Origin of the sequence: Chelativorans sp. ZYF759, assembly GCF_012911015.1 — a bacterium.
In the GTDB taxonomy this organism is placed as follows: Bacteria; Pseudomonadota; Alphaproteobacteria; order Rhizobiales; family Rhizobiaceae; genus ZYF759.
In genome coordinates, this window is the sequence record NZ_WVVV01000004.1 from 70,318 (window position 1) to 95,977 (window position 25,660).

The window sequence follows — 25,660 nt, forward strand, 5'->3', positions numbered from 1 at the left end:
CGCTCTCAGGCGGGCTCCGTCTCTTCGGCTTCGCTCGCGTCCTCGGGCTCCTCGACAAACTCGATGTCGGTGAGATTGGCTTCGACGCGCGCAAGCAGCTTGGCCAGTTGCTTCTGCTCCTTCTTGTCGAGGCCCTTCAAGGCCTGCTTCTCCGTCTTGCGAAGCGCCTTCTCGATGGCCTTGATCGCCTCGCCGCCCTTTTCGGTCAGGTGGATATTGGCCTGGCGCTGGTCGCTGGCGGATGCAAGTTTCTCGACCATCCCCTGGGCCTGCAGGCGGGCCACGGTCTTGGTCACGGTCGGCGGACGCACGCCCAGGCGATTCGACAGAACGCCCGGCGTGATTCCGTCTTCCTGCGACAAGACGATCATCACCTGGTCCTGCCCCGCATAAAAACCATGGGCGATCAGCCGAGCGGCAAGCGCCGTGCGCGTCAGACGCGAGGCGGCCTGCAGCCGGTTGAGGGTCATCCCGCGCGCGGTTTTCGACATGTGCACGTCCTCTTCTTCACCCAGCCAGCGCGCCGGAACCCAAACAGCTTGCCGCAGCATCGATCGGCACGCTAGCGTTCCTCGCGCACAGTCCATATCGCAAAGCGACGTTGCAGAAACATGACAGCCAGCGAAACAACCGTCTCGCCCGAGATAACCATCCTGCCGCTCGGCGCGACCGAGCAGCACGGGCCGCATCTGCCGCTGGAGACCGACACCATCATTGCCGAAGGGATCGCCGCGAGGCTGGCCAAGGTCCTTCCCCATCCCGGCAGGGTTGTGTTCGAACCTGCTGAACAGATCGGCTATTCGCCCGAGCATCTGGATTTCGCCGGCTCGCAAAGCCTCGACTATGACGAGGCGATCGAGCGCTGGATCGGCATCGGCAGGCGCGCCGGCGAGCGCGGCATACGCAAATTCATGATGTTGAATGCCCATGGCGGGAATTCCCCCCTGATGACCATCGTCGCGACCGAATTGCGGGTGCGTTGCGGCATGCTTGCGGTCGCCACCAGCTGGACGCGATTCGGCTATCCGCCGGATCTGGTCGCGGAGGAAGAACGTGCCATCGGCATCCATGGCGGTTTCATCGAGACCTCCGTCATGCTGGCACTGCGCCCGGACCTCGTGGAGATGGACAAGGCGCGGGACTTCCCCTCGACCCAGAGCGGTTTTGCGCGCGACTTCAGCCATCTGCGCGCCTATGGCCCGCACGCCTTCGGCTGGAAGATGGGCGACCTGTCGCAAGACGGCGTGGTCGGCAACGCCGCAGCGGCCAGCGCCCAGGCCGGCGAGCGGATACTGGATCATGCGGTCAAGGGCCTGGCGGAGCTTGTCGCCGATGTGGAGCGGTTCGAGCTGGCCGATCTGTGCTAGGTCGTGTTAAGTTGTGTACAATCAAACATGTCGGGACCGGCAAATGACCAGTACAACGATGACCGTCCGTCTGCCGACCGAGGCCAAGGACAAGCTCGAGCGTTTGGCGGGACACACCAATCGCAGCCTGTCCTTTCTCGCGGCGCAGGCCATCGCCGACTACGCGGAGCGCGAACTGTCCGTCGTCGAAGGTATCGATCGCGCCCTGGCGGACGCGGCGGCGGGCCGGGTGGTGCCGCATGACGAGGCAATGCGACGGATCAAGGCCACCATCGACCGGACTGGCCAGACCAGATGAGGCGGCTGGTCTGGGCGGAAACCGCGCTGGCGGATTTCGAACAGGATATCGCCTACATAGCCGAACACGACCTTTCGGCGGCGCAACTCGTGGCCGAGCGCATAGATCGCGCGGCCCGGCGCCTGGCCGAAATGCCAACAGGCCGTTCCGGGCGAGTGCTGGGTACCTACGAAAAATCCGTGGGCCGAACGCCCTACATCATCGCCTATGTCATTCAGGGCGAGATGATCGTCATTCTCCGAATCATTCACGGCGCGCGAAACTGGCCGGACGACGAATGGCCGGAATGAGGGGCGTGCAAATTGGCTCCATGGCCACTATATCGCGGGGCCAGACCGCACTCTATCCGAGGCTCCCCATGTCCGACCCGCAGACGCAAATTCCCGTGACCGTTCTCACCGGCTATCTTGGCGCCGGCAAGACGACGCTCCTGAACCGCATCCTGTCCGAGGACCACGGCAAGCGCTACGCCGTCATCGTCAATGAATTCGGCGAAATCGGCATCGACAACGATCTCATCGTGGAATCCGACGAGGAGATCTACGAGATGAACAATGGCTGCATCTGCTGCACGGTGCGCGGCGACCTGATCCGCACCGTCGAAGGCCTGATGCGCCGTCCGGGTCGCTTCGATGCCATTCTGGTCGAGACCACGGGCCTCGCCGACCCCGCGCCGGTGGCCCAGACCTTCTTCATGGATGACGACGTGCGCGCCAAGACCCGGCTCGACGCCGTGGTGACGCTGGTCGACGCCAAGCACCTTCCGCTGCGGCTGAAGGACAGCCACGAGGCCGCCGAGCAGATCGCCTTTGCCGACGTGGTGGTGCTCAACAAGATCGACCTCGTCACGGAGGACGAGTTGCGGCAGGTGGAGGCGTCCATTCGCTCCATCAACCCCGCAGCCCGCATTCACAGGGCGGAGCGTTCCGGCGTGGACCTGGCCGAGGTGCTCGACCGGGGCGCCTTCGATCTCAAGCGCGCCGTCGACAACGACCCGCATTTCCTCGACGCTGACGACGAGCATGCCCATGACCACACCCACGACAGCGGCGTGACATCGATTTCGCTGCGCGGGGGCGAGATGGATCCCAAGAAATTCTTCCCCTGGATCGAGAAGACCACCCAGATCGACGGCCCCAACATCCTGCGTCTCAAGGGCATCATCGCCATCAAGGACGATGCCGAGCGTTATGTCGTCCAGGGTGTACACATGATCCTCGAAGGCGATCATCAGCGCGAGTGGCGGGAAGAGGAAAAGCGGGAGAGCCGGCTGGTGCTGATCGGCCGCGACCTCGACGCCGAGCGGCTGCGCCGCACCTTTGAAGCGTGCCAGGCCTGAGCCGTGCCGACCGTCGCTCCGCTCGATCTCGACAGCCATTGCATCGCCACGGCCTGGCTGGATGACACCCCGCATTTCGCGCTTGCCGATGGTGTCGTCCACCGGCTCGACAATGGCCACAAGCAGGTCGAGGCAAATGACGGGTTGCTGGCCGCGACCCGCACGCTCGACGGCAAGGCGCTGCTGACGGCGGGCGAGGACGGCCGCGTCTGCAAGATCTCGCCCGAAGGCGGCGTCGAGACCCTGGCCGAAATCGGCCGCAAATGGGTCACGAGCCTTGCCGCCGGACCGCAGGGCGCCGTCGCGTTCGCCACGGGGCGCATCGCCCATGTCCTGCTGCCCGACGCCAAGGAGAAGAAGCTCGAGCATCCCCGTTCCGTCGAAGGCGTCGCCTTCGCGCCCAAGGGCCTGCGCATTGCGGTCGCCCGCTACAATGGGGCGACGCTCCACTTTCCTGCCACCGACGGCAAGCCGACCGAACTCGAATGGGCCGGCGCACATACGGCCGTCACCTTCTCGCCCGACGGCAATTTCCTTGTCACCGCCATGCAGGAGAGCGCGCTGCACGGCTGGAAGCTTTCCGACGGCAAGCACATGCGCATGTCGGGCTATCCGGCGAAGGTGAAGAGCTTTTCGTGGAGTGCGAAGGGCAAGTGGCTCGCCTCCTCCGGCGCGCCAGCCGCGATCGTATGGCCCTTCCAGGCCAAGGACGGACCGATGGGCAAGGCGCCGCTGGAACTGGGGACGCGCGGTGACACGATGGTCACCTGCGTCGCCTGCCACCCGGATTCCGACATCCTCGCCATCGGCTATGGCGACGGCATGGTGATCGCCGCCCGCTTCGCCGACCAGAAGGAGGTGCTTCTGCGTCGCCCCGGCAAGGGTGCGGTCACCGCGATGGCCTGGGACAGCGCCGGCCAGCGCATCGCCTTCGGGGCCGAAACGGGCGAATGCGGGATTATCGACATATCGGGCTGATCATCACGTCAAAGTTAAATGCGCGGGCAGGCAATGGAACATAACATGAACTCATGCCCGCCATCCCCCTTCGTGAAAAACTCTCCATCCTTGCCGACGCCGCCAAATATGACGCGTCCTGCGCCTCGTCGGGCGCGGCGGGCCGCCACTCGCTGAAATCGAAGGGGATCGGCTCGACGGAAGGCTCCGGCATCTGCCATTCCTACGCACCCGACGGGCGTTGCATCTCGCTTCTAAAGATCCTGCTGACCAATTTCTGCATCTATGATTGCGCCTACTGCATCAACCGCTCGTCGTCCAACGTCCGCCGCGCACGCTTTGCCATCGACGAAGTCGTCCAGCTGACGCTGGATTTCTACAAGCGCAACTACATCGAGGGGCTGTTCCTGTCGTCAGGCGTGATCCGCTCGCCCGACGAGACGATGGGCGAGATGGTCGAGATCGCGCGGCGGCTGCGCGTCGACCATGGCTTCCAGGGCTACATCCACCTGAAGACGATTCCCGAAGCGGCGGCGGAACTGATCGAGCAGGCCGGAATTCACGCCGACCGGCTGTCGATCAATGTCGAACTGCCGACCGACGAGGGCGTGGAACAGCTGGCACCGCAGAAGCGGCCTGCCGGCATCCGCAGGCAGATGGCCGGGTTGCGTTCGAAGATCGAGGAGAATGCCGAACCCACCTTGCAGACCAGGAGGAAGAAGAGGTTCGCGCCGGGCGGGCAGTCGACCCAGATGATCGTCGGCGCCGATGCCACCAACGATGCGGATATACTGGGCACCAGCGCAAGGCTGTATGGCAGCTACCGCCTGCGCCGCGTCTACTATTCCGCCTTTTCCCCCATCCCCGATGCCTCGGCCGCGCTGCCGGCCATGAAGCCGCCTTTGATGCGCGAGCACCGGCTCTACCAGGCCGACTGGCTGATGCGGTTCTACGGTTTCGACCGCGCCGAGATCGTGGCGGGCCGGCCGGACGGCATGCTGGACCTGGCGATCGACCCAAAACTTTCCTGGGCGCTCGACAATCGCGGCCTGTTTCCGCTCGACGTCAACCGGGCCTCGCGCGAGATGCTGCTGCGGGTGCCGGGTTTCGGCACTCGGACGGTCGATCGCATCCTCCAGTCGCGCCGCCACCGCAGCCTTCGCCTGGAAGATGTCGGACGCATCTGCCCCGCCATCGCCAAGGTGCGGCCTTTCATCGTGGCGGAAGGCTGGTCGCCTGGCGCGAGCCTCGACGGCGAGAAGCTGCGCGGCCAGCTCGCGCCGCGCCCGGCGCAGCTCGACCTCTTCGCGGCATGACGGCCGCGCTGGTTCCGGCACGCTATGCGGTGCAGCTGTCGGGGCCGGTCGACATGGATGGCTGGCGCGAGGCCGCGCGCAGGCTTGTCCTGAACGGCATCCCGCCGCACGATATCGACTGGCAGGTCGATGGGGTGGGCGACCTGCTGTCGGCCGACCGGCCGCTGCCGCCCTTGCCTCAGAATGCCTCGGTCCTGAGCGTCCCGCGCGCCTTTCCCGAGCGGGCGGCGACCGTCGCCTGCCATTCGGACCACGACCGGTACGCCTTCCTCTACCGGATTCTGTGGCGGCTTGCGTCCGAACCGAAGCTGCTGGAGATCGCGTCCGATCCGGATGTCGTGCGGCTGGGGCGCATGGAGAAATCCGTCCGCCGCGACTGCCACAAGATGCGCGCCTTCGTGCGCTTCGTTCAGGTCGGCGAAGGGTTCGACGAACGTTTCGTGGCCTGGTTCGAGCCGGAGCATTTCATCGTGGAGCGCAATGCACCCTTTTTCGTGCGCCGCTTCACCGGCATGCGCTGGACGATCCTGACGCCCAAGGGCTCGGCCGACTGGGATGGCGAAAACCTCTCGATCGGGCCGGCAGCGAGCCGCGCCGACGCACCGGGAGAAGATGCCCAGAACGAGCTCTGGCGGACCTATTTCGCCTCCATCTTCAACCCGGCCCGGCTCAAGGTGAAGGCGATGCAGGCCGAGATGCCGAAGAAATACTGGCGGAACCTGCCCGAGGCCTCGCTCATTCCCGATCTGATCAAGGGTGCCGAGAAATCCGCCAGGGAGATGATCGATCGCATACCCACCACCCCTGCCCCACACCATGCCAAGGTCCAGGAACGCTACTGGACGAAGGCCGAGGAAACGGCCGTAGCCGATGGCGAAGCGGCCACGCTGGCCGAACTGGGCCGCCAGGCCGAAGGCTGCCGACGCTGCCCGCTCTGGCGCGAGGCCACCCAGACCGTCTTCGGCGAGGGACCGGACGACGCCCGCATCGTCTTCGTGGGCGAGCAGCCGGGCGACCAGGAGGATCTGGCCGGAAAACCCTTCGTGGGGCCTGCCGGCCGCCTCTTCGACCAGATACTGGAGGAGGCCGGCGTCGACCGGCGCATCACCTATGTCACCAATGCGGTGAAGCACTTCAAGTTCGAGCCGCGCGGCAAGAGGCGGATCCATGCCAAGCCCAATGCCGGCGAGGTGAAGGCCTGCAACTGGTGGCTGGGCAACGAATTGCGGCTGATCGGCCCCGATGTTGCCGTCGCGCTGGGCGCCACCGCCGCGCAGGCGCTGCTGGGGCGCGCGGTGGCGGTGACGAAGGAACGCGGGCGGACGCTGGAGCGCGAGGACGGGCTGAAGGTGTTCGTGACCGTGCATCCATCCTATCTGCTACGGCTGCCCGACGCGGCCACCAAAACCGCCGAACGCGGCCGCTTCCTGGACGACATGCGCAAGGTGAAGGGGTTGATGGGGGCGTGAGCCTCACACCACCAGCACCGCTCTCAGATCGTTGACATTCGTCCCCGTCGGGCCGGGCACGAAGAGATCGCCTATGGCATGAAAAGCGGTCCAGGCATCGTGGCGGGAAAGCATGGCGCGGGGGTCGAAGCCGGCGGCGCGGATGCGGGCGGCGGTGGTGGCGTCGGCAAAGGCGCCGGCATTGTCTTGCGATCCGTCGATGCCGTCCGTGTCGGCGGCGAAGGCATGGATGCCCTCAATGCCGTCGATGGCGAGCGCGAAGGCCAGCAGGAATTCGCTGTTGCGCCCGCCTCTGCCGCCCTTTTCGCGGATGGTGACCGTGGTCTCGCCGCCCGAGAGGAGCAGGACCGGCTTCTTGAACGGGCGGTCGCGGGCGGCGATCTCGCGGGCGATCGCGGCATGGACGCCTGCCACCTCGCGCGCCTCGCCCTCCATCGCATCCGACAGGATGACAGCCTCGACGCCGTGGCGCCGCGCCTCTTCGGCGGCTGCCTCCAGCGAGACGGCGGCCGAAGCGATGATGTGCACTGTGTTGCCGAAAAAGCGTGGATCGTCGGGTTTTGGCGCGTCGGCGGCATCCGTCGCGAGATGGCGTTTGGCCGCGTCCGGCAGGCTGATGCCGTAGGCCTCGACGATTGAAAGCGCGTCCGTCCGCGTCGCGGGATCGGGCACGGTCGGCCCGGAGGCCACGAAGGCCGGGTTGTCGCCCGGAATGTCGGAGACGATCAGCGAGACCACACGCGCCGGATGGGCGGCCAGCGCCAGGCGGCCGCCCTTGATGGCCGACAGGTGCTTTCGCAGCGTGTTCATGGCCGAGATCGGCGCGCCGGAGGCAAGCAGCGCCTCATTGACGGCGATCTCGTCTTCGAGGCTCATGCCTTCGGGCGGGGCCGGCAGCAGTGCCGACCCGCCGCCGGATATGAGGGCAACGACCAGATCGTCTTCGGTCAGGCCCTGGACCGCCTTAAACAGCCGGCGGGAGGCTTCGAGCCCCGCCGCGTCCGGCACCGGGTGGGCGGCCTCCAGAATCTCGATGCGCTCGCAGGGCGTGGCGTAGCCGTAACGCGTGACCACGACACCTTCGATGGGACCGTCCCAGGCATTCTCGAAGGCCCGCGCCATCTGCGCCGACCCCTTGCCCGCGCCGATGACGATGGTCCGGCCCCTGGGCTTGTCCGGCAGGAAGCCGCGGATGGTTCGCTCGGGATCGGCCGCGGCGACGGCGGCGGTGAAGAGGGAGGTGAAGAACTCGCGGGGGGCGATCAACTCCCCAACCCGCCCTTCATCGCCCTGCCCGCGACATAGGTCTCCACCACCGCGCGGTCGTCGCCCAGCGTCTGCAGCATGAACAATTCTTCCGCCAGCGTCTCGATGCGCTCCATGCGCAGGGCCATGTTGGGCGTGGCGGCGGAATTCAGCACGACCAGATCCGCATCCGTGCCGGGTTCAAGCGTGCCGATGCGGTGGCCGAGCGACAGCGCCTCGGCATTGCCGCGGGTGATCTGCCAGAAGGAGGAGAGCGGGTCGATCTTCTCGCCCAGAAGCGCGATGATCTTGTATCCCTCGTCCATGGTGCGCAGCATCGAGTAGTTGGTGCCGCCGCCGACATCGGTGGCGGCCGCCACGCGCAGCGGCTTGTCGCGCTTGCGGTAGCGCTGCCAGTCGAACAGGCCCGAGCCGAGGAAGAGGTTGGAGGTCGGGCAGAAGACCGCGACCGAACGGGTCTCCGACATCGCGTCGGCCTCGCGCTCGGACAGGTGGATGCAGTGCCCGATCAGCGCCTTGTCGCCCAAGAGGCCATAGCGCGCATAGATGTCGGTATAGTCCTTCGCTTCAGGATAGAGGCTGCAGGCCAGCTCGATCTCGGCGCGATTTTCCGACAGATGGGTCTGCATATGGAGCTCGGGGTGCTCTCGCATCAGCGCGCCCGCCATCTCCATCTGCTCGGGCGAGGAGGTGATGGCAAAGCGCGGCGAGACCACGTAGTGCAGGCGCCCCGTGCCATGCCATTTCACAATCAGCGCCTGCGTGTCGTCATAGGAACTCCGGGGAGTGTCGCGCAGGCCGTCCGGCGCATTTCGATCCATCATCACCTTGCCGGCCAGCACCAGCATGTCGCGCGAAAGCGCTTCGGAAAAGAGCGCGTCGACGCTTTCGGGATGCACCGAACAATAGGCAGCCACGGTGGTGGTACCGTGGCGGATCAACTCGTCGAGAAAACGCCTGGCGATGCGGGCGGCGTGCGCGGGGTCGGAAAAGCGCGTCTCTTCGGGGAAGGTGTAGTTGTTCAGCCAGTCGAGCAATTCGGCGCCGAAACTGGCGATCACCTGCATCTGCGGCATGTGGGCATGCGCGTCGACGAAGCCTGGCAGGATGAGATGCGGGCGATGGTCGACCACCTCGAGGTCTCTGCCCTCGCCTTGCGAGATCGGGGCGAAGGCACCCATGGCGACGATCTTGCCGTCGCGGATGACCAGCCCGCCGTCTTCCTCGTAGCGATAGGCGGTGCGGTCGTCGACGCCTTCAGGCGCGCGGAGAAAGGTGAGCAGACGGCCGCGGAGGAGGAGGGTCATGGGTGGGGCCTTCCCCGGGAGTAAAGCCCCCCCCCTCCGTCACGCTTCGCGTGCCACCTCCCCCCCACGAGGTGGGGTGGAGGATGGGCGCCAGGCTTGCCATTGCGTATCCACTCCCCCGGGCAGGAGAGGATACGCAGCGTCGGCGATTGGCCTATCCTCCCCCTCACGAAGTGGGGGGGAGGTGGCTCGGGCGCAGCCCGAGACGGAGGGGGGGAGATCCGCACGCCCCTCACTTCCTCACCTCCTCGAACCAGGCCGCGAGCAATGCCCTCTCCTCCTGCGTCATATGCGTCAGATTACCGGGCGGCATGGCGTGGCTGCGGGCTGCCTGCAGGTAGATCTCGTGCGCGCGCTCGGCGATGATCTCGTCGCTGTCGAGCAGCACGCCCTTGGGCGCGACATGGATGCCCTCCCAGGCGGGTTCGGCGGCGTGGCACATGGCGCATCGTCCCATCACCGTATCCCGCGCTGCCGAAAAATGTGTCGAGGCCATGAAACGTTCGGCGGTGGAGGAGGCGCGGTGCTCGCCGGTCAGCACCGACGGCGCGGTCGACAGCCAGGCGATGATCAGGAAGAGGACGGCCGAGGCGGCCCAGGTCCAGTGCGGATTGCCCTTCCTGGCGTGCATCGAGTTGAAATAGTGCCGGATCAGCACGCCGATGATGAAGATGAGCGACGCGATGACCCAGTTGAACTGCGTGGCGAAGGCCAGCGGGTAGTGGTTCGACAGCATCAGGAAGATGACGGGCAGCGTCAGGTAATTGTTGTGCAGCGAGCGCGTCTTGGCGATGCGGCCATATTTGGGGTCCGGCGCACGGCCTGCCTTGAGATCCGCGACCACGATCTTCTGGTTGGGAATGATGATGAGGAAGACATTGGCCGTCATGATGGTGGCGGTAAACGCCCCCAGATGCAGGAAGGCCGCACGCCCCGTGAAGAGATGCGTGTAGCCCCACGCCATGAAGACCAGCACCGCGAACAGCACGATCATCAGGAGATTGTCGTTCCGGCCCAGCGGCGATTTGCACAGGAGGTCGTAGACCAGCCAGCCCACGCCGAGCGTGGCCAGCGAGATCAGGATGCCGACGGGCGCGGAGACGTCGAGCACGTTGCGGTCGATCAGATAGAGGTCGGCGCCGGCATAATAGATGATGGCCAGAAGCGCGAAGCCGGATAGCCAGGTGGCGTAGGATTCCCACTTGAACCAGGTCAGGTGCTCGGGCATGCGGGCCGGCGCGACCAGATATTTCTGGACGTGATAGAAGCCGCCGCCATGGACCTGCCATTCCTCGCCATGCACGCCTTCGGGCATGCCGGGACGCTTCACCAGCCCGAGATCCAGCGCGATGAAATAGAAGGACGAGCCGATCCACGCGATCGCGGTAATGACGTGCAGCCAGCGCACGCCGAAGTTGAGCCAGTCCCAGAGGATAGTGAATTCGTACATCGTGCGCCTGTCGGTTGATCACGCCGACATTACGGCTTCCCGCGCCAAGCGAAAGGGGAGAGCAGGCCCATGACTTTCAAAAAAATCTGGAAAATGATGGCAGACCCGCTGATTTTGAGGCTAAGTCGCTCTCATGGCTTATCTGGACAACATCGCCGTCTTCGTTCGCGTCGTCGAGCTCGGCAATTTGTCTGCGGCGGGTCGCGACATGCGCATCTCGCCGGCGGTGGCTTCCAACCGGATCAAGGAACTGGAAAAATTTCTCGGCGTGCGGCTGTTCAACCGCACGACGCGGCAATTGATGCCGACCGAGCACGGCCGGGTCTTTTATGACGGCGCCAAGCGGGTGCTCGACGCGGTCGCTGAAGCGGAGGCCGCGATCTCCGCCATCTCCGGCCAGCCGCGGGGCACGATCAAGGTGACCGCACCGCTCGGCCTCGGCCGCCGGCTGATCGCCTCCGGCATTCCGGAGTTTCGCGACCGCTATCCCGAGATCGAGGTCCGGCTGCGCCTGTCGGACCACAACGTGGATATCATGCGTGAAGGCATCGATGTCGGCTTCCGCCTTGGCCTGCTCGAGGATTCCAGCCTCAAGCGGCGTGGCATCATGGAGTGCGAACGGGTGCTGGCCGCCTCCCCCGCCTATCTCGCACGGCGCGGCGAGCCGACGCGCCCCGAAGAACTTGTCGGTGAACGCCATGACTGCCTGATGCTGCGTTTCCCCGGCACGCTCGAGCATTACTGGACCCTGAACACGCCGGAAGGGCCAAAGAAGTTCGAAGTGGCCGGCCCATTCGATTCGGACGATGGCGACGTCATCACCGGCTGGGCGCTGAGCGGGCGCGGGATCATCAACAAGCCGCGCTTCGACATCGAGCCCTTCATCCGCGACGGGCGGCTGAAGATCGTGCTCGCCGATTATGCCCCCCCACCGGTGCAGCTGGCCGCCGTCTACCCGCACAAGAACTATCAGGATCCCAAGGTCCGCCTGCTGCTCGACTTCATGGCCGAGCGCTGCCAGCGCATGATCCGCGAGATCCTGGCCGGGCGATGACGGCCAGAGTCACCACATGGCATGGCCGTAAATCCCGATGGCGCATCGATGCATGAGCCTCTAGAGTGTGACAACGATCATCCGGCCGAGGTTCCCGCATGCCGATGCTGCTTCTGCGATCGACGCTCTTCGGGCTCGCCGGCCTGATCGCAATCCCCATCCTCGCCTTCTTCGGCGTGCTGGCGCTTGCCTATGCGGCCGGCGGCTGCGGACCGGGCGATGCGGGCGGGTGCGAGATGGGGGCTGCGTCCTTCGCCATCGCGTCCGCCATTCCCGGCTTCGCGATCTTCTTCTTCGTCACGCTGATCCGAGGGCTGATGCGGCGGAAAGCTCTCGCACCACCTCCGCCGCCACCAGCGCCGCGATGACGGCGGGGCGCTTGTCCTTCACGTCCGCACCGCCGATCGGGCAGACGAGGCGCGACAAGGTCGCCTCGTCGCCGCCGGCCTCCTTCAGATACCAGCGACGCAGGGTCTCACGCTTGGTCTTCGATCCGATCATGCCGACATAGGCGGAGTCCGCGCGGGCGAGCGCCTCGCCGACGATGAGAAAATCGAGCGCGTGGTCGTGGGTGAGCACGATGAAGGCGGAACCAGAAGGCGCATCGCGCACCACTTCTTCCGGGACCGACGTCAGGCGGGTCTCGATCCCCTCCGGCATGTCACCAAGAGCATCGGCGCGGGTCTCGACCACCACGACATGAAGCGGCAGCAGCGACAGGGTCGCCGCCAGGGCGGTGCCGACATGGCCGCCGCCGAAGAGGTAGACATGCGGGCGCTGTGCATCCTCCCATTCGATGCGTCCAGGGATCGCCTCGCGCAATTCTTCATCCACCAGCGCGATGTCGATCTTCACCCGGCCGCCGCAGCACTGGCCGATCTCCGGTCCGAGCGGAATGTCGAGCAGGTCGGTTGCCGGCCGGCCCGCCTCGATCATCTCGCGCGCACGGTCGATCGCCATGAATTCGAGCTGCCCGCCGCCGATGGTGCCGAAGATCGCCACGGGCGAGACCAGCATCCACGCCCCCGCCTCGCGCGGGGTCGAGCCATTGGCCGACACGACCTCCACCAGCGCCACGGCCGGGGAGGAGGCGAGGAAGGCATGCAGGGAGCGAGACAGGAAGGTCATGGCTATTGTCGCTGCTTTCACTCTCTGAAGAGATCGGAGCGGAGGACGGCACGCATCGGCTAGATGTCCAGATCCTCGAGCAGCGCTTCCGGCTTTTCGAAGCGCTTTCCCCTGCCCTGCTGCAGTTCCTTGATCGCCTGGGCAGTGGAAGGCCGGGCTGTTTTCTCTTCGAAAGTCAAAGGCTGCTCCTTCCTGATCCGCGTCATGAAGATGCCTCCCGTTTCAGCCGTTCCACCGCCATCAGCACGCGTTCAGGCGTGGCGGGGGCGTCGAGGCGCGGGCAGATGCGGTGGTCGGCGACGCTGGCCACCGCATCGGACAGCGCATGGAGGACGGACATGCCGAGCATGAAAGGCGGCTCGCCCACGGCCTTGGATTTGTGGACGGTCTCCTCGTCATTCTCCACCCAGTCGGCGAGCGTGACGTTAAAGATCTTCGGGCGGTCGGAGGCGAGCGGGATCTTGTAGGTCGACGGCGCGTGGGTGCGCAGCCTGCCCCTGTCGTCCCAGACCAGCTCCTCGGTGGTGAGCCAGCCCATGCCCTGGATGAAGCCGCCCTCGATCTGGCCGATATCGATGGCGCGGTTCAGCGAGCGGCCGGTCTCGTGCAGGATGTCGACGCGGTCGACCATGTATTCGCCCGTCAGCGTGTCGATGGAGACTTCCGCGCAGGCCGCGCCATAGGCATAATAATAGAAGGGGCGTCCGCTACCCGCGTCCCGGTCCCAGTGGATCTTGGGCGTCTTGTAGAAGCCGGCCGCCGAAAGCTGGATGCGGGCCATGTAGGCCTGCTTGACCAGATCGCCGAAGGGGATCTCCTGGTTGCCGATCCTGACCCGGTTGGGCAGGAACACGATCTGCTCGGCCGGCAGGTCGTATTTTTCCGCGGCAAAGGCCGTCAGACGGTCCTTGATCTGGCGCGCCGCGTTTTGGGCCGCCATGCCGTTGAGATCGGTGCCCGACGAGGCCGCCGTGGCCGAGGTGTTGGGCACCTTGCCGGTGGTCGTGGCGGTGATCTTCACGTTGGACGCGTCGATCTGGAACTCCTCGGCCACCACCTGGGCGACCTTGACGTAGAGCCCCTGCCCCATCTCGGTGCCGCCATGGTTCAGATGCACCGAACCGTCGGTATAGACATGCACGAGCGCACCGGCCTGGTTGAAATGGGTGGCGGTGAACGAGATGCCGAACTTGACCGGCGTAAGCGCGATGCCGCGCTTGATGATTTTCGACCCGGCATTGAACGCGGCGATGGCTTCGCGCCGTCCCGCATAATCCGCGCTTTTCTCGAGCTCGCCCACGATGCGGTCGAGAATGTTGTCTTCGACCGTCTGGTGGTAGGGCGTGACGTTGCGCTCGTCGGTCCCGTAGAAATTGCGCTTGCGCACATCCAGCGGGTCGAGGCCGGTGGCGAAGGCCACCTCGTCGATGACCCGCTCCATGCCGACCATGCCCTGCGGCCCGCCGAAGCCGCGGAAGGCGGTGTTCGAAACGGTGTTGGTGTAGAGCGGTGCCGAGACCGCCTTCACGGCCGGCAGGAAATAGGCGTTGTCGCAGTGAAACAGCGCCCGGTCGGTGACGGGGCCTGAAAGGTCGGACGAGAAGCCGCACCGCGCGGCGTAGAGATAGTCGACGCCCAGAATATTGCCGGCCTCGTCGAAGCCGACCTCGTAGTCGACGAGAAAATCGTGGCGCTTGCCGGTGGCGATCATGTCGTCGTCGCGGTCGGGCCGGATCTTCACGGCGCGCTTCAGCTTCTTGGCGGCGATCGCGGCGATGGCGGCGAACTGGTTGCCCTGTGTTTCCTTGCCGCCAAAGCCGCCGCCCATGCGGCGTATCTCGACGGTGACGGAATGCGAGGAGGTCCCCAGCGCGTGGGCCACCATGTGCTGCACCTCGCTCGGGTGCTGGGTCGAGGAATAGACGGTGACGTCGTCGTCCTCGCCGGGCACGGCCATGGCGATGTGGCCCTCGAGATAGAAATGATCCTGGCCGCCGATCCGCATCGAGCCCTTCAGGCGGCGGGGTGCTGCGGCGATCGCCTCTGCCGCCTCGCCGCGCTTCAGCGTCAGGGGCTCGGTGACGAGCTTGTCGCTGGCCGGATCGAGCGCGCCCACATCGGTGACGAAGGGCAGTTCCTCGTAAGTGACCTTTGCCTTGGCGCAGGCGCGGCGCGCCGCTTCCCGCGTCTCGGCGATGACGGCGAAGATGGGCTGGCCGAAGAACTCGACCTTCTCGGTCGCCAGAATGGGTTCGTCATGGCGGCCGGAGGGCGAGATGTCGTTTTCGCCCGGCACATCATGCCCGGTCAGCACCTCCACCACGCCGGGCGCCGCGCGAACGGCGGTGAGGTCCATGCCGATGATCTTGCCGTGGGCCACGGTGGAAAGGCCGAGGCAGGCATGCAGCGTGCCGGCCGGCTCCGCCATGTCGTCGATATAGACCGCCTCGCCGGTGACGTGCTTGTGGGCGGAATCGTGCCGCGTGTCGGTGGCGACGCCGCCAACGATCTTCTCGGCCGTGAGATTGGGCTGGTGGCGGGTCATCACGCCTCCTCGTAGCGCTGGAGCGTCACGCGTTCTTCGCCGGCGGTCTCGAGATAGAACCGGCGGATCAGGTTCTGGGCGGCGAGCAGCCGATATTCGGCCGAAGCGCGCATGTCGGAGATGGGCGCGAAGTCCTGGGCCAGTGCCGCCACGGCCTCTTCGATCGCCGCCTCGTTCCAGTCGCGCCCGACAAGGGCGGCCTCCACGGCCTTCGCCCGCTTCGGCGTGGCCGCCATGCCGCCATAGGCGATGCGCGCGGAGACGCAGCGACCGCCTTCGATCTCGAGATGGAAGGCGCCCAGCACGGCGGTGATGTCCTCGTCGCGGCGCTTGGTCACCTTGTGGACGCGGTAGATCGCGCCCGGCTTCGGCAAGGGGACGGTGACGGATTGGACGAATTCGCCTGACCCCCGGTCCTGCTTGCCGTAATCGATGAAGAAATCCTCGAGCGGCAGGTCGCGCGTCTTGGCCCCCTTGCGCAGGGTCAGCGTGGCGCCGAGCGCGATCAGCGGCGGTGGGGTGTCGCCGATGGGCGAGCCGTTGGCGATGTTGCCGCCGATGGTGCCCATGTTGCGCACCTGATCGCCGCCGATGCGGTCGAGCAGGCTGCGCCAGGCGGGGATGCGCGCGCCCAGCGACCGATAGGCATCGGTGTAGCTTACATTGGCGCCGAGCGTGATCGACGTCTCGTCTTCGATAACCGTGCGCAGCTCCTCGACACCGCCGATGAAGACCACGGGCGCGATGTCGCGCATGTGCTTGGTGACCCAGAGTCCGACATCGGTGGAGCCGGAGACGATGGTCGCCTTCGGTTCGGCTTCCAGAATATCGGCCAGATCGTCGAGCGAGGACGGCACGACCAAGCGGTCCTTGCCCTCGCCGATCTCGACGCGCGAACCGTCGCGCAGATCGGCCAGCCGGCGCGCCATCTCCGTGCGTTCGGTCGCAAGCGGATCGCTTGCGGCATCGCCATAGGTGTCGAATGCCCGCGCGGCCTTCACGATCGGCTCGTAGCCCGTGCAGCGGCAGAGATTGCCCTGCAGCGCCTTCTCGATCGCCGCATCCGAAGGTGCCGGTTCGCGCATCCACAGCGCATAAAGCGACATCACGAAACCCGGCGTGCAGAAGCCGCATTGCGAGCCGTGAAAATCGACCATGGCCTGCTGCACCGGATGCAGCGAGCCATCCGGTCGCCGCAGATGCTCGACGGTGACGACATGGCTGCCATCAAGCGAACCGAGGAACCGGATGCATGCATTGACGCCTTCATAGACGAGTTCGCCATCGGCAAGCCGGCCGACCAGCACCGTGCAGGCGCCGCAATCGCCTTCCGCGCAGCCTTCCTTCGTGCCGCGCAGCGAACGGCGCAGGCGCAGGAAATCGAGCAGCGTCTCGTCGGGACGCACCGCCGACAGGGCGATGTCCTCGCCATTGAGGATGAAACGTATTTCGGAACGGGCCACTTAGCTTCCCCGGTAGGTGGAATAGCCGAAAGGCGAAAGCAGAAGCGGCACATGGTAGTGCGACGCCTCCGCCATGCCGAAACGGATCGGAATCTGGTCGAGGAAAAGCGGATCGGGCAGATCGGCGCCGAGGCCGCGCAGATAGTCGCCGGCGAAGAACACCAGCTCGTATTGGCCCGTCTTGAAGTCCTTGCCTTCCAGGATCGGCGCGTCGCAGCGGCCATCGGCGTTGGTCACGACTTCCTTGACCTTGCGATGCGAATTGCCGCTGACCGCGTAGAGGGCGATCTTCAGTCCCGCGGCGGGGCGCCCCGAGGCCGTATCGAGAACATGGGTGGTGAGGCGTCCGCCCGAGGCGTTCGACATGAATGCTCCTCGCTGCCGTGATCCGGCACTCTCGTTATGGTTCACCGCGCAAGCCTAATGCAATGCGGCGCGGGATAAGAGGCAGCGCCCCTCGAAAGACTTTCAATTTTTCAAAGGGGAATGCGTCTTCATTCCTTTCGTCTATCATTGCGCCCGAGAGTTGAGAATGACAAGCGCGAGGGTGGCAAGCAGGATGCGATATCCGAGGGACATGCGCGGTTACGGGGCCAACCCGCCCGATCCCCAATGGCCGGGCGGCGCCCAAATCTGCGTCCAGTTCGTGATGAACTACGAGGAAGGCGGTGAGAACTGCATCCTGCATGGCGATGCCGCCTCGGAAGCGTTCCTGTCGGAAGTGGTCGGTGCCGCCCCCTGGCCCGGCAAGCGGCACTGGAACATCGAGTCCATGTATGAATATGGCGCGCGCGCCGGCTTCTGGCGCCTGCACCGCATGTTCACCGAGGCCGGGGTCCCGGTTACCGTCTATGGTGTGGCGACCGCGCTGGCGCGTTCTCCCGACCAGGTTGCCGCCATGCAGGATGCGGGATGGGAACTGGCCACGCACGGCCTGCGCTGGATCGATTATCGCGACCATGACGAAGAGGACGAGATGCGCGATCTCGTCGAGGCGGTCCGCCTGCACGAGGAGGTGACGGGCGAACGGCCCAAGGGCATCTACCTGGGGCGCACATCCGTCAACTCGGTCAAACTCGCCGCAGCCGAAGGGGGCTTTGCCTGGATCTCGGACACCTATGACGACGACCTGCCCTACTGGCTCGACCATGACGGCCACGGCAATCCGATCGATCCGCAACTGGTGATCCCCTATACGCTCGACGCCAACGACATGCGCTTTGCGACCGCGCAAGGGTTCAATTCCGGCGACCAGTTCTTCGCCTATCTGAAGGACAGCTTCGACACGCTCTATGCGGAAGGACAGGCCGGGCGGCCGGCCATGATGAGCGTCGGGCTGCACTGCCGGCTGATCGGGCGACCGGGACGCGCGGCCGCGCTCAAGCGCTTCATCGATTACGTGAAGGGGCATGAGAAGGTGTGGCTCGCCCGACGCATCGACATCGCCGAACACTGGATGAAGACCCATCCCCATGCACCGCCCGCCCTGCGGCCGAGCCGCATGGACCGCGAGGCATTCGTCGGCAGGTTCGGCGGCATCTTCGAGCATTCCGCCTGGATCGCGGAACGCGCCTTCGACGGCGAACTGGGACCTGCCCACGATTCGGCCGGTGGCCTGCACAACGCGCTGGCGCGTGTCTTCCGCTCGGCCTCCGAGGAGGAGCGGCTCGGCGTGCTCAAGGCCCATCCCGACCTGGCCGGCAAGCTAGCGGCGGCCAAACGCCTGACGGCGGAATCGACCGCCGAGCAGGCCTCCGCCGGTCTCGACGCGCTGACCGACGAGGAACGCGCGACCTTCGAGCGTCTCAACGCGGCTTACGTCGAAAAACACGGATTCCCCTTCATCATCGCGGTGAAGGACAACACCAAGTCGAGCATCCTTGAAGCCTTCAAGGCGCGCATCGACAACGACCGCGAGACGGAATTTGCGACCGCCTGCCGGCAGGTGGAGCGCATCGCCCGTCTCCGGCTGAACGACATCCTGCCCGCCTGAAGGACCCGCCATGGCAGATCGAAGCTATTACGCCCCCCATGGCGGCCATCCGCCCCAAAGCCAGTTGCTGACAGGCCGCGCGGTCTTCACGGAAGCCTATGCGGTGCTGCCGGCGGGCACCATGCAGGATATCGTCACGAGCCGCCTGCCCTTCTGGAACGACACCCGCGCCTGGATTCTCGCGCGCCCGCTTTCGGGCTTTGCCGAGACCTTTTCGCAGATGATCATGGAGGTCGCGCCCGGCGGTGGCAGCGATCGACCTGAGCCGGACGCCGAGGCCCAGGCCGTGCTCTTCGTCGTGGAAGGCGAGCTGACGGTGACGCTCGACGGAAACGACCGCGTGCTGACTCCGGGCGGCTTCGCCTATCTACCGCCCGCTTCCAGCTGGACGGCGCGAAATGACGGAGACACTGCCGCGCGCTTCCACTGGATTCGCAAGCGCTACGAGAAGGTCGACGGCCTCGACGGGCCGGAAGCCCTCTTTTCGCATGATGACGAGGTCGAGCCCGCCCAGATGCCCGGCACCGATGGGCGCTGGTCCACGACACGTTTCGTCGACCCGGAAGATCTGCGCCACGACATGCATGTCACGATCGTCACCTTCGAGCCGGGCGGCGTGATCCCCTTCCTGGAAACCCACGTGATGGAGCACGGGCTCTATGTGCTCGAAGGCAAGGCGGCCTATCGGCTCAACCAAGACTGGGTGGAGGTCGAGGCCGGCGACTTCATGTGGCTGCGCGCCTTCTGCCCGCAGGCCTGCTATGCCGGCGGCCCGGGCCGCTTCCGCTATCTCCTCTACAAGGACGTGAACCGGCATCCGAGGCTCGATCTCCGATGACCCGCAGCCTCACCGCCGCCCCGCTGACGCGCGAAGCCTTCGCGCCCTTCGGCGATGTGCTCGACACCGACTGGAAGAACAGCTTCCCCATCAATGCGGGCATGACGGAGCGCTTCCACGACATGGCGAAGGTCGAGGCGACCGGGCCGGAGGGAAAGGTGATCATCTCGATCTTTCGGGGAAAGCCCTACGATTTTCCGCTGAAGCTCGGAATGGTCGAGCGCCATCCTTTCGGCAGCCAGGCCTTCATGCCGCTCTCGCCCGCGCCGTTCCTCGTCGTCGTCTGCCCGGACGAGGGCACGAAGGGACCCGGCGCGCCGCAGGCCTTCCTGACGGCGCCGGGCCAGGGCGTGAACTACCATCGGAACGTCTGGCATGCGGTCCTGACGCCCATTGGCGCGCCGCAGGATTTCCTGGTCGTGGACCGCGGCGGCGCCGGCGAGAACCTGCAGGAATTCTCCTTCGACGCGCCTTTCGAGGTTCGCCTGCCCTGACAGCCAGGCAAGTGCCGGACACGGGATTTCATGGCGCTGTCACGTGTCTCCGCTAGGCTTTCGATCCGTCGCAGCGGGGGTCGGCGATAGCCGTTTCGGGGCAAATTTTCATGATAAATTGGCCGATCCGGTTGCATCAGTGTCCCTGCTGAGGCTATTAAATGGCCAAGGGGTGTTCCTGACAAATACGTCGCGCGATGTCGCAGATGACCTTGCGGCAGCGCGAAATATCGCGTCATTATCGCGTCCAAAGAGGCTGCGGAAATAGCACCCGGCGGTCTGAAGACCGTTTACGAACAACAGAGTGAGGAACGACATGTCCAAAGAACTCAAGTTTCTTAGCCACCGCGTTGCATCCGGCAAGCTGAGCCGCCGCGACTTTCTTGGCCGCGCCGCAGCACTCGGCATCGCGACGCCCTTCGCCACGTCCCTGCTGACCAAGGCCGTCAAGGCGCAGCCCCAGAAAGGCGGCGCGCTGCGCATGGGCCTGACGGGCGGCGAATCCACCAACAGCCTCGACCCCGCGACCTGGCTCACCCAGGTACCGCAGAATTTCGGCTCGACCTGGGGCGAGACCCTGGTGATCCAGTCGCCCGAAGACGGCTCGCCGGAGCCGGTCCTGGCCGAGTCCTGGGAACCGTCCGAAGACGCCACCGAGTGGCGCTTCAACATCCGCCAGGGCGTGACCTTCCACAACGGTCAGGAAATGACCGCCGAGGACGTGGCCCAGACCATCCGCCGCCACTCCGACGAGAACACCGAATCCGCGGCTCTCGGCGTGTTGCGCGACATCGAGGACATTTCCGTCGACGGCAATGTAGTGGTCTTCAAGCTGGCGCGCGGCAATGCCGATCTCCCGCTGCTCCTGACCGACTACCACCTCGTGATCCAGCCCAATGGCGGCATGGACGAGCCGGATGCCGGCATCGGCACCGGACCCTACAAGGTGGAGGTCAACGAACCGGGCGTGCGCCACGTCAGCACCAAATATGACGGCTACTGGCGCGACGATGTCGGCCATGTCGATTCCGTCGAGATCATCGTGATGAACGACTCGACCGCGCGCATCTCCGCGCTGCAGTCGGGCCAGGTCCACATCATCAACCGGGTCGAGCCGCGCACCGTGGAACTCCTGTCGCGCGCCCCGGGTGTCGTGATCGAGGGCGTGCCTTCCAAGGGCCACTACGTGTTCATCATGCATTGCAACACGGCGCCCTTCGACAATGCCGATCTGCGCATGGCGCTGAAGCTGTCGATCGACCGCGAGCAGATGATCAACCAGGTCCTGCTCGGCCACGCTTCGCTTGGCAACGACTTCCCGATCAACGAGTCCTACGCGCTTTACCCGGAGGGCATCGAGCAGCGGACCTACGATCCGGATCAGGCGCGCCACTATTTCGAGCGCTCCGGCCATGAAGGCCCGATCCTGCTGCGTACGTCGGAAGTCGCCTTCCCCGGTGCCGTCGACGCAGCCCAGCTCTTTGCCCAGCAGGCCTCGGCCGCCGGCATCGACATCCAGGTCCAGCGCGAGCCGGGCGACGGCTACTGGACGGAAGTCTGGAACGCGCAGCCCTTCTGCGCCTCCTACTGGGGCGGCCGCCCGACGCAGGATTCCATGTATTCGACCGCCTACATTACCGGCGCCGACTGGAACGACACGCGCTTCTTCGACGAAGGCTTCGACGACATCATCTTCGAGGCGCGCGCCGAGCTCGACACGTCGCGCCGCGCGGAACTCTATCGCGACGCCGCCACCAAGGTGCGTGACGATGGCGGCCTGATCCTGCCCATGTTCAACGACTTCCTCGACGCGCGTCGCGAAGAGGTTCAGGGCTGGGTCCGCGACCCCAACCACGAGACGTCCAATCTGAGGGCGGCGATCCGCGTCTGGCTCCAACAGGCGTAGGTTCGGGACCTTGGGGGGCTGGGGCTCCATACTGAAGTTGATCGCCCAGCGTATCGCGCTGGGCGTCCTTCTCCTTCTGGCGGTTTCGGTGCTCATCTTCATGGGCACCGAGATCCTGCCGGGCGACGTCGCAAGCTCGATTCTCGGCCAGGCGGCGACGCCGCAGGCGCTGGAGAATCTGCGCCGCGAACTCGGCCTCGATCAGCCGGCCATCGTGCGCTATTTCTCCTGGCTCGGCGGCGTGCTGACGGGCGATCTGGGCGTGGCGCTTTCCAATCGCCGCGACATCGCCTCCGCGATCGCGCCACGGCTCGCCAACACGCTGTTCCTGGCCTTCTGGGCGGCTGCCGTCTCGGTGCCGCTGGCGATCCTGCTCGGGCTGATCGCCGTGCGCTACCGCAACGGCGTCGTCGACAAGACGATCTCCGGCCTGGCGCTCGCCTCCACCTCGCTGCCGGAATTCTTCATCGGCTACGTCCTCATCTTCATCTTCGCCGTGACGCTGAACTGGTTCCCGAGCTTCTCGACCGTCTATGAAGGCATGCCGTTCTGGCAGCGCATGCAGGCGATCGCCCTGCCGGCCGCCGCGCTGACGTTGGTCGTGCTGGCGCACATGATGCGCATGACCCGCGCGGCGATCCTCAACGTGATGCAGTCGGCCTATATCGAGACGGCGGAGCTCAAGGGCCTGTCGCAGTTCGACATCATCCGCCGACACGCGCTGCCGAATGCCATCGCGCCGGTCGTCAACGTGGTCATGCTCAACCTCGCCTTCCTGGTGGTCGGCGTGGTCGTCGTCGAGGTGATCTTCGTCTATCCCGGCATGGGGCAATATCTGGTCGATCACGTCTCCAAGCGCGACGTGCCGGTGGTGCAGGCCGTGGGCCTCATCTTTGCCGCCGTCTACATAGGGCTCAATCTCATCGCCGATATCGCCGCCATCATCGCCAACCCGCGCCTGAGGCATCCGAGATGATCGCATTGCCCTGGCTCGGACGCGTGCCCATCGGAGCGGCCATCGGCCTCTTCTTCACCATCGTCTTCCTCTTCTGCGCGATCTTCGCGCAATGGATCGCGCCCTATCCGGGCTCTCTCATCATCGGCGGCGTGTGGGAATCATCCTCGTCGCGCCACTGGCTGGGGACCGACAATCTGGGCCGCGATCTCCTGTCGCGCATGATCTACGGTGCGCAGGTGACCGTGTTCATCGCGGCGATGGCGACCGCGCTCGCCTTCTCGCTCGGCTCCATCCTCGGATTTGCGGCGGCCGTCATCGGCGGCTGGTTCGACTCCATCATGTCGCGCCTCGTCGATCTCCTGATGTCCATCCCGACGCTGATCTTCGGGCTGGTCGTGCTGTCGGTCCTGCCCTCGACCATTCCCGTCCTCATCTTCGTCATGGGCTTTCTGGACTCGACCCGCGTCTACCGCCTGTCGCGGGCCGTCGCAGCCGACATCAACGTCATGGACTTCGTCGAGGCGGCCAAGCTGCGCGGCGAAGGGCGCATGTGGATCATCTTCCGCGAGATCCTGCCCAACGCGCTGTCGCCGCTGGTTTCCGAACTCGGGCTGCGCTTCATCTACGCGGTGCTCTTCCTCTCCGCCCTCTCCTTCCTGGGGCTCGGCGTGCAGCCGCCGAACGCCGACTGGGGCGGCATGGTGCGCGAGAACCGCGAAGGCATCGTGTTCGGCATCGGCGCCGCCCTCATCCCGGCCGCCGCCATTGCCGCGCTGGCCATCTCGGTCAATCTGGTCGCCGACTGGGTTCTCAACCGCACCTCAAGCCTGAAGGGAGGCCGCGGTGGCTGAGGCCCTGAAACACAAGACGCATGGCGACGCCCTGCTCGAGATCCGCGATCTGAAGATCGAGGCAACCGTCTATCCGCCCGACGAGGACCCGCACGACATCACCATCGTAGACGGCATCTCGCTGAAGCTCGAAAAGGGCAAGGTTCTCGGCCTCATCGGGGAGTCCGGGGCCGGCAAGTCGACCATCGGGCTGTCGGCCATGGCCTATGGGCGCGGCGGCGTGCGCATCACCGGCGGCGAGGTCATCCTCAACGGCCGGGACATCATGAAGGAAAAGACGCGCGGCGTCCGCCACCTGCGCGGCGCCGAGGTCTGCTACGTCGCCCAGTCGGCGGCGGCCGCCTTCAACCCGGCCCACAAGCTGATGGACCAGGTGGTGGAAGCCACCGTCGAACACGGCCGCGCCTCGCGCAAGGAAGCCGAAAAACGCGCCGTCGCGCTGTTCCGCAAGCTCAGCCTGCCGGAGCCCGAGCGGATCGGCAACCGCTATCCGCACCAGGTCTCCGGCGGCCAGCTGCAGCGCGTCATGACCGCGATGGCGCTGTGCTCGGAGCCCGACCTGATCGTTTTCGACGAACCGACCACCGCGCTCGACGTGACCACCCAGATCGACGTGCTGGCGGCGATCAAGGAGGCGATCCGCGACACCGGCGTGGCCGCGCTCTACATCACGCACGACCTTGCCGTCGTCGCCCAGGTCTCCGACGAGATCATGGTTCTGCGCCATGGCAAGACGGTCGAATGGGCCGAGACGCGCCAGATCATCGAGGCGCCGAAGGAAGACTACACCAAGGCACTGGTCGCAGCACACGCCATCGACCATGAGGAGCAGAAGCCCGCCGGCTCCCCTGCCCTCTCGGTCAAGAACATTACCGCCGCCTATGGCGGGGGCAAGATCGACGTTCTCAAGGACGTCTCGGTCGACATCTTCCCCGGCCAGACGCTGGCCGTGGTCGGCGAATCCGGGTCGGGCAAGTCGACGCTGGCGCGTGTGATCACCGGCCTGCTAACGCCCCGGGAAGGCGAGATCGAGTTCGCTGGCCGCACGCTTTCGCCCAAACTCGCCCAGCGCACGCGCGACGATCTGCGCGAATTGCAGATGATCTACCAGATGGCCGACACGGCCATGAACCCGCGCCAGACTGTGGCGACCATCATCGGCCGGCCGCTGGAGTTCTACTTCAACATGCGCGGCAAGGAGCGCGACCGGCGGGTGGCCGAACTGCTCGACAAGATCGAGATGGGCACCGGCTATGCCGACCGCTACCCGGCCGAACTGTCCGGCGGCCAGAAGCAGCGCGTCTGCATCGCCCGCGCGCTGGCGGCCAAGCCGACACTGATCATCTGCGACGAGGTGACCAGCGCGCTCGACCCGCTGGTGGCCAACGAAATCCTGAAGCTCCTGCTCGAACTGCAGCGCGAGGAACAGGTGGCCTATCTGTTCATCACCCACGACCTCGCCACGGTGAAGGCGATCGCCGATTCCATCGCGGTCATGTACCAGGGCAAGGTGGTGCGCTACGGAACCAAGAGCGAGGTCCTGAAGCCGCCCTTCGACGACTACACCGACCTGCTTCTTTCCTCCGTGCCGGAAATGCAGCTCGGCTGGCTGGAAAACGCCATTGCCGGACGCCGCATGGAGAGCGGCGGCAACTAGGCGG

Annotated in this window: 25 protein-coding genes; 16 read left to right on the plus strand and 9 right to left on the minus strand. The window is 65.6% G+C overall.

Features of this window, described 5'->3' with window-relative positions; all coding sequences use genetic code 11:
- Nucleotides 1-5: 5 nt before the first annotated feature.
- Nucleotides 6-491 (minus strand): MarR family winged helix-turn-helix transcriptional regulator, encoded by a 486-nt coding sequence (locus tag GRZ55_RS08195; protein ID WP_169286425.1) that lies wholly within the window; start codon nucleotides 489-491, stop codon nucleotides 6-8.
- Nucleotides 492-611: 120 nt separating this feature from the next.
- Between GRZ55_RS08195 and GRZ55_RS08200 the strand changes: the two genes are divergently transcribed.
- The 7 genes from GRZ55_RS08200 to GRZ55_RS08230 all read left to right on the plus strand — a co-directional run bounded on the left by GRZ55_RS08200 (nucleotide 612) and on the right by GRZ55_RS08230 (nucleotide 6,746).
- The gene (locus tag GRZ55_RS08200; RefSeq protein ID WP_169286426.1) at nucleotides 612-1,367 is read left to right on the plus strand and encodes a creatininase family protein; all 756 of its coding nucleotides are present in this window, start codon (nucleotides 612-614) and stop codon (nucleotides 1,365-1,367) included.
- 43 nt (nucleotides 1,368-1,410) lie between these two features.
- Nucleotides 1,411-1,665 carry a CopG family ribbon-helix-helix protein gene (locus tag GRZ55_RS08205; RefSeq protein ID WP_169286427.1) on the plus strand — a complete coding sequence of 85 codons (255 nt, stop codon included), beginning with the start codon at nucleotides 1,411-1,413 and terminating at the stop codon, nucleotides 1,663-1,665.
- Nucleotides 1,662-1,955, plus strand: a complete 294-nt coding sequence (locus tag GRZ55_RS08210) for a type II toxin-antitoxin system RelE/ParE family toxin (protein ID WP_169286428.1) — start codon at nucleotides 1,662-1,664, stop codon at nucleotides 1,953-1,955. The genes GRZ55_RS08205 and GRZ55_RS08210 overlap by 4 nt, the downstream gene beginning before the upstream one ends.
- Before the next feature lie 68 nt (nucleotides 1,956-2,023).
- Nucleotides 2,024-3,004, plus strand: a complete 981-nt coding sequence (locus tag GRZ55_RS08215; protein ID WP_169286429.1) for a GTP-binding protein — start codon at nucleotides 2,024-2,026, stop codon at nucleotides 3,002-3,004.
- 3 nt (nucleotides 3,005-3,007) lie between these two features.
- Complete coding sequence (locus GRZ55_RS08220) at nucleotides 3,008-3,982, plus strand: WD40 repeat domain-containing protein (protein ID WP_169286430.1); 975 nt, start codon at nucleotides 3,008-3,010, stop codon at nucleotides 3,980-3,982.
- Nucleotides 3,983-4,035: 53 nt separating this feature from the next.
- The gene (locus GRZ55_RS08225; protein WP_169286431.1) at nucleotides 4,036-5,277 is read left to right on the plus strand and encodes a putative DNA modification/repair radical SAM protein; all 1,242 of its coding nucleotides are present in this window, start codon (nucleotides 4,036-4,038) and stop codon (nucleotides 5,275-5,277) included.
- Nucleotides 5,274-6,746: a UdgX family uracil-DNA binding protein gene (locus GRZ55_RS08230; RefSeq protein WP_169286432.1), complete on the plus strand. Its 1,473-nt coding sequence runs from the start codon at nucleotides 5,274-5,276 to the stop codon at nucleotides 6,744-6,746. The genes GRZ55_RS08225 and GRZ55_RS08230 overlap by 4 nt, the downstream gene beginning before the upstream one ends.
- Nucleotides 6,747-6,749: 3 nt before the next feature.
- On the opposite strand, the gene GRZ55_RS08235 is transcribed toward GRZ55_RS08230, so the two are convergent.
- The 3 genes from GRZ55_RS08235 to GRZ55_RS08245 form a co-directional block, all read right to left on the minus strand.
- Complete coding sequence (locus GRZ55_RS08235) at nucleotides 6,750-8,012, minus strand: glycerate kinase (RefSeq protein ID WP_169286433.1); 1,263 nt, start codon at nucleotides 8,010-8,012, stop codon at nucleotides 6,750-6,752.
- Nucleotides 8,009-9,319, minus strand: a complete 1,311-nt coding sequence (gene guaD, locus GRZ55_RS08240; protein ID WP_169286434.1) for a guanine deaminase — start codon at nucleotides 9,317-9,319, stop codon at nucleotides 8,009-8,011. Before guaD ends, GRZ55_RS08235 begins: the two co-directional genes overlap by 4 nt.
- Before the next feature lie 232 nt (nucleotides 9,320-9,551).
- Nucleotides 9,552-10,769, minus strand: a complete 1,218-nt coding sequence (locus GRZ55_RS08245) for a urate hydroxylase PuuD (protein WP_169286435.1) — start codon at nucleotides 10,767-10,769, stop codon at nucleotides 9,552-9,554.
- A gap of 133 nt (nucleotides 10,770-10,902) precedes the next feature.
- Between GRZ55_RS08245 and GRZ55_RS08250 the strand changes: the two genes are divergently transcribed.
- Entirely contained in the window at nucleotides 10,903-11,823 is a 921-nt protein-coding gene (locus GRZ55_RS08250; RefSeq protein WP_169286436.1) for a LysR family transcriptional regulator, read from the plus strand.
- 98 nt (nucleotides 11,824-11,921) lie between these two features.
- Nucleotides 11,922-12,191: a hypothetical protein gene (locus tag GRZ55_RS08255; RefSeq protein ID WP_169286437.1), complete on the plus strand. Its 270-nt coding sequence runs from the start codon at nucleotides 11,922-11,924 to the stop codon at nucleotides 12,189-12,191.
- Here GRZ55_RS08255 and xdhC read toward each other — a convergent pair.
- The 5 genes from xdhC to uraH are packed head-to-tail and all read right to left on the minus strand — an operon-like array spanning nucleotide 12,121 to nucleotide 17,325.
- Nucleotides 12,121-12,951, minus strand: a complete 831-nt coding sequence (gene xdhC, locus GRZ55_RS08260; RefSeq protein ID WP_169286438.1) for a xanthine dehydrogenase accessory protein XdhC — start codon at nucleotides 12,949-12,951, stop codon at nucleotides 12,121-12,123. The two genes, GRZ55_RS08255 and xdhC, sit on opposite strands and share 71 nt — an antisense overlap.
- A 59-nt stretch (nucleotides 12,952-13,010) precedes the next feature.
- The gene (locus GRZ55_RS08265) at nucleotides 13,011-13,157 is read right to left on the minus strand and encodes a hypothetical protein (protein WP_169286439.1); all 147 of its coding nucleotides are present in this window, start codon (nucleotides 13,155-13,157) and stop codon (nucleotides 13,011-13,013) included.
- The gene (gene xdhB, locus GRZ55_RS08270) at nucleotides 13,154-15,496 is read right to left on the minus strand and encodes a xanthine dehydrogenase molybdopterin binding subunit (protein ID WP_169286440.1); all 2,343 of its coding nucleotides are present in this window, start codon (nucleotides 15,494-15,496) and stop codon (nucleotides 13,154-13,156) included. Before xdhB ends, GRZ55_RS08265 begins: the two co-directional genes overlap by 4 nt.
- A complete protein-coding gene (gene xdhA / locus GRZ55_RS08275) occupies nucleotides 15,496-16,959 on the minus strand; it encodes a xanthine dehydrogenase small subunit (protein ID WP_368856599.1) in 1,464 nt (487 codons plus the stop codon). The genes xdhB and xdhA overlap by 1 nt, the downstream gene beginning before the upstream one ends.
- Entirely contained in the window at nucleotides 16,960-17,325 is a 366-nt protein-coding gene (gene uraH / locus GRZ55_RS08280; RefSeq protein ID WP_169286441.1) for a hydroxyisourate hydrolase, read from the minus strand.
- A 193-nt stretch (nucleotides 17,326-17,518) separates the two neighbouring features.
- Here uraH and puuE point away from each other — a divergent pair, with 193 nt between their 5' ends.
- From puuE to GRZ55_RS08315, 7 genes are all read left to right on the plus strand, one after another.
- Nucleotides 17,519-18,952, plus strand: a complete 1,434-nt coding sequence (gene puuE, locus GRZ55_RS08285) for an allantoinase PuuE (protein ID WP_169286442.1) — start codon at nucleotides 17,519-17,521, stop codon at nucleotides 18,950-18,952.
- A 10-nt stretch (nucleotides 18,953-18,962) separates the two neighbouring features.
- Entirely contained in the window at nucleotides 18,963-19,790 is an 828-nt protein-coding gene (locus tag GRZ55_RS08290; protein WP_169286443.1) for a bifunctional allantoicase/(S)-ureidoglycine aminohydrolase, read from the plus strand.
- Entirely contained in the window at nucleotides 19,787-20,284 is a 498-nt protein-coding gene (locus GRZ55_RS08295) for an ureidoglycolate lyase (protein WP_169286444.1), read from the plus strand. The genes GRZ55_RS08290 and GRZ55_RS08295 overlap by 4 nt, the downstream gene beginning before the upstream one ends.
- A 316-nt stretch (nucleotides 20,285-20,600) precedes the next feature.
- On the plus strand, nucleotides 20,601-22,190 hold the full coding sequence (locus tag GRZ55_RS08300; RefSeq protein ID WP_169286445.1) for an ABC transporter substrate-binding protein: 1,590 nt from the start codon (nucleotides 20,601-20,603) through the stop codon (nucleotides 22,188-22,190).
- A gap of 10 nt (nucleotides 22,191-22,200) precedes the next feature.
- Nucleotides 22,201-23,166 carry an ABC transporter permease gene (locus GRZ55_RS08305; protein ID WP_246734601.1) on the plus strand — a complete coding sequence of 322 codons (966 nt, stop codon included), beginning with the start codon at nucleotides 22,201-22,203 and terminating at the stop codon, nucleotides 23,164-23,166.
- Nucleotides 23,163-23,999 carry an ABC transporter permease gene (locus GRZ55_RS08310; RefSeq protein WP_169286446.1) on the plus strand — a complete coding sequence of 279 codons (837 nt, stop codon included), beginning with the start codon at nucleotides 23,163-23,165 and terminating at the stop codon, nucleotides 23,997-23,999. Before GRZ55_RS08305 ends, GRZ55_RS08310 begins: the two co-directional genes overlap by 4 nt.
- Nucleotides 23,992-25,656, plus strand: coding sequence for an ABC transporter ATP-binding protein (locus tag GRZ55_RS08315; protein WP_368856600.1), 1,665 nt, complete (start codon nucleotides 23,992-23,994; stop codon nucleotides 25,654-25,656). Before GRZ55_RS08310 ends, GRZ55_RS08315 begins: the two co-directional genes overlap by 8 nt.
- Nucleotides 25,657-25,660: the final 4 nt, after the last annotated feature.

What these genes read in the sequence shown, in the direction of transcription:
- GRZ55_RS08290 (WP_169286443.1), top strand. Translation starts at nt 18,963, where the DNA reads ATGGCAGATCGAAGCTATTACGCCCCCCATGGCGGCCATCCGCCCCAA.
- GRZ55_RS08195 (WP_169286425.1), bottom strand. Translation starts at nt 491, where the DNA reads ATGTCGAAAACCGCGCGCGGGATGACCCTCAACCGGCTGCAGGCCGCC.
- guaD (WP_169286434.1), bottom strand. Translation starts at nt 9,319, where the DNA reads ATGACCCTCCTCCTCCGCGGCCGTCTGCTCACCTTTCTCCGCGCGCCT.
- GRZ55_RS08210 (WP_169286428.1), top strand. Translation starts at nt 1,662, where the DNA reads ATGAGGCGGCTGGTCTGGGCGGAAACCGCGCTGGCGGATTTCGAACAG.
- GRZ55_RS08295 (WP_169286444.1), top strand. Translation starts at nt 19,787, where the DNA reads ATGACCCGCAGCCTCACCGCCGCCCCGCTGACGCGCGAAGCCTTCGCG.
- xdhB (WP_169286440.1), bottom strand. Translation starts at nt 15,496, where the DNA reads ATGACCCGCCACCAGCCCAATCTCACGGCCGAGAAGATCGTTGGCGGC.
- GRZ55_RS08205 (WP_169286427.1), top strand. Translation starts at nt 1,411, where the DNA reads ATGACCAGTACAACGATGACCGTCCGTCTGCCGACCGAGGCCAAGGAC.
- GRZ55_RS08230 (WP_169286432.1), top strand. Translation starts at nt 5,274, where the DNA reads ATGACGGCCGCGCTGGTTCCGGCACGCTATGCGGTGCAGCTGTCGGGG.
- GRZ55_RS08250 (WP_169286436.1), top strand. Translation starts at nt 10,903, where the DNA reads ATGGCTTATCTGGACAACATCGCCGTCTTCGTTCGCGTCGTCGAGCTC.
- GRZ55_RS08245 (WP_169286435.1), bottom strand. Translation starts at nt 10,769, where the DNA reads ATGTACGAATTCACTATCCTCTGGGACTGGCTCAACTTCGGCGTGCGC.
- GRZ55_RS08225 (WP_169286431.1), top strand. Translation starts at nt 4,036, where the DNA reads ATGCCCGCCATCCCCCTTCGTGAAAAACTCTCCATCCTTGCCGACGCC.
- GRZ55_RS08310 (WP_169286446.1), top strand. Translation starts at nt 23,163, where the DNA reads ATGATCGCATTGCCCTGGCTCGGACGCGTGCCCATCGGAGCGGCCATC.
- uraH (WP_169286441.1), bottom strand. Translation starts at nt 17,325, where the DNA reads ATGTCGAACGCCTCGGGCGGACGCCTCACCACCCATGTTCTCGATACG.
- GRZ55_RS08265 (WP_169286439.1), bottom strand. Translation starts at nt 13,157, where the DNA reads ATGACGCGGATCAGGAAGGAGCAGCCTTTGACTTTCGAAGAGAAAACA.
- GRZ55_RS08255 (WP_169286437.1), top strand. Translation starts at nt 11,922, where the DNA reads ATGCCGATGCTGCTTCTGCGATCGACGCTCTTCGGGCTCGCCGGCCTG.
- xdhC (WP_169286438.1), bottom strand. Translation starts at nt 12,951, where the DNA reads ATGACCTTCCTGTCTCGCTCCCTGCATGCCTTCCTCGCCTCCTCCCCG.
- GRZ55_RS08215 (WP_169286429.1), top strand. Translation starts at nt 2,024, where the DNA reads ATGTCCGACCCGCAGACGCAAATTCCCGTGACCGTTCTCACCGGCTAT.
- puuE (WP_169286442.1), top strand. Translation starts at nt 17,519, where the DNA reads ATGCGATATCCGAGGGACATGCGCGGTTACGGGGCCAACCCGCCCGAT.
- GRZ55_RS08300 (WP_169286445.1), top strand. Translation starts at nt 20,601, where the DNA reads ATGTCCAAAGAACTCAAGTTTCTTAGCCACCGCGTTGCATCCGGCAAG.
- GRZ55_RS08200 (WP_169286426.1), top strand. Translation starts at nt 612, where the DNA reads ATGACAGCCAGCGAAACAACCGTCTCGCCCGAGATAACCATCCTGCCG.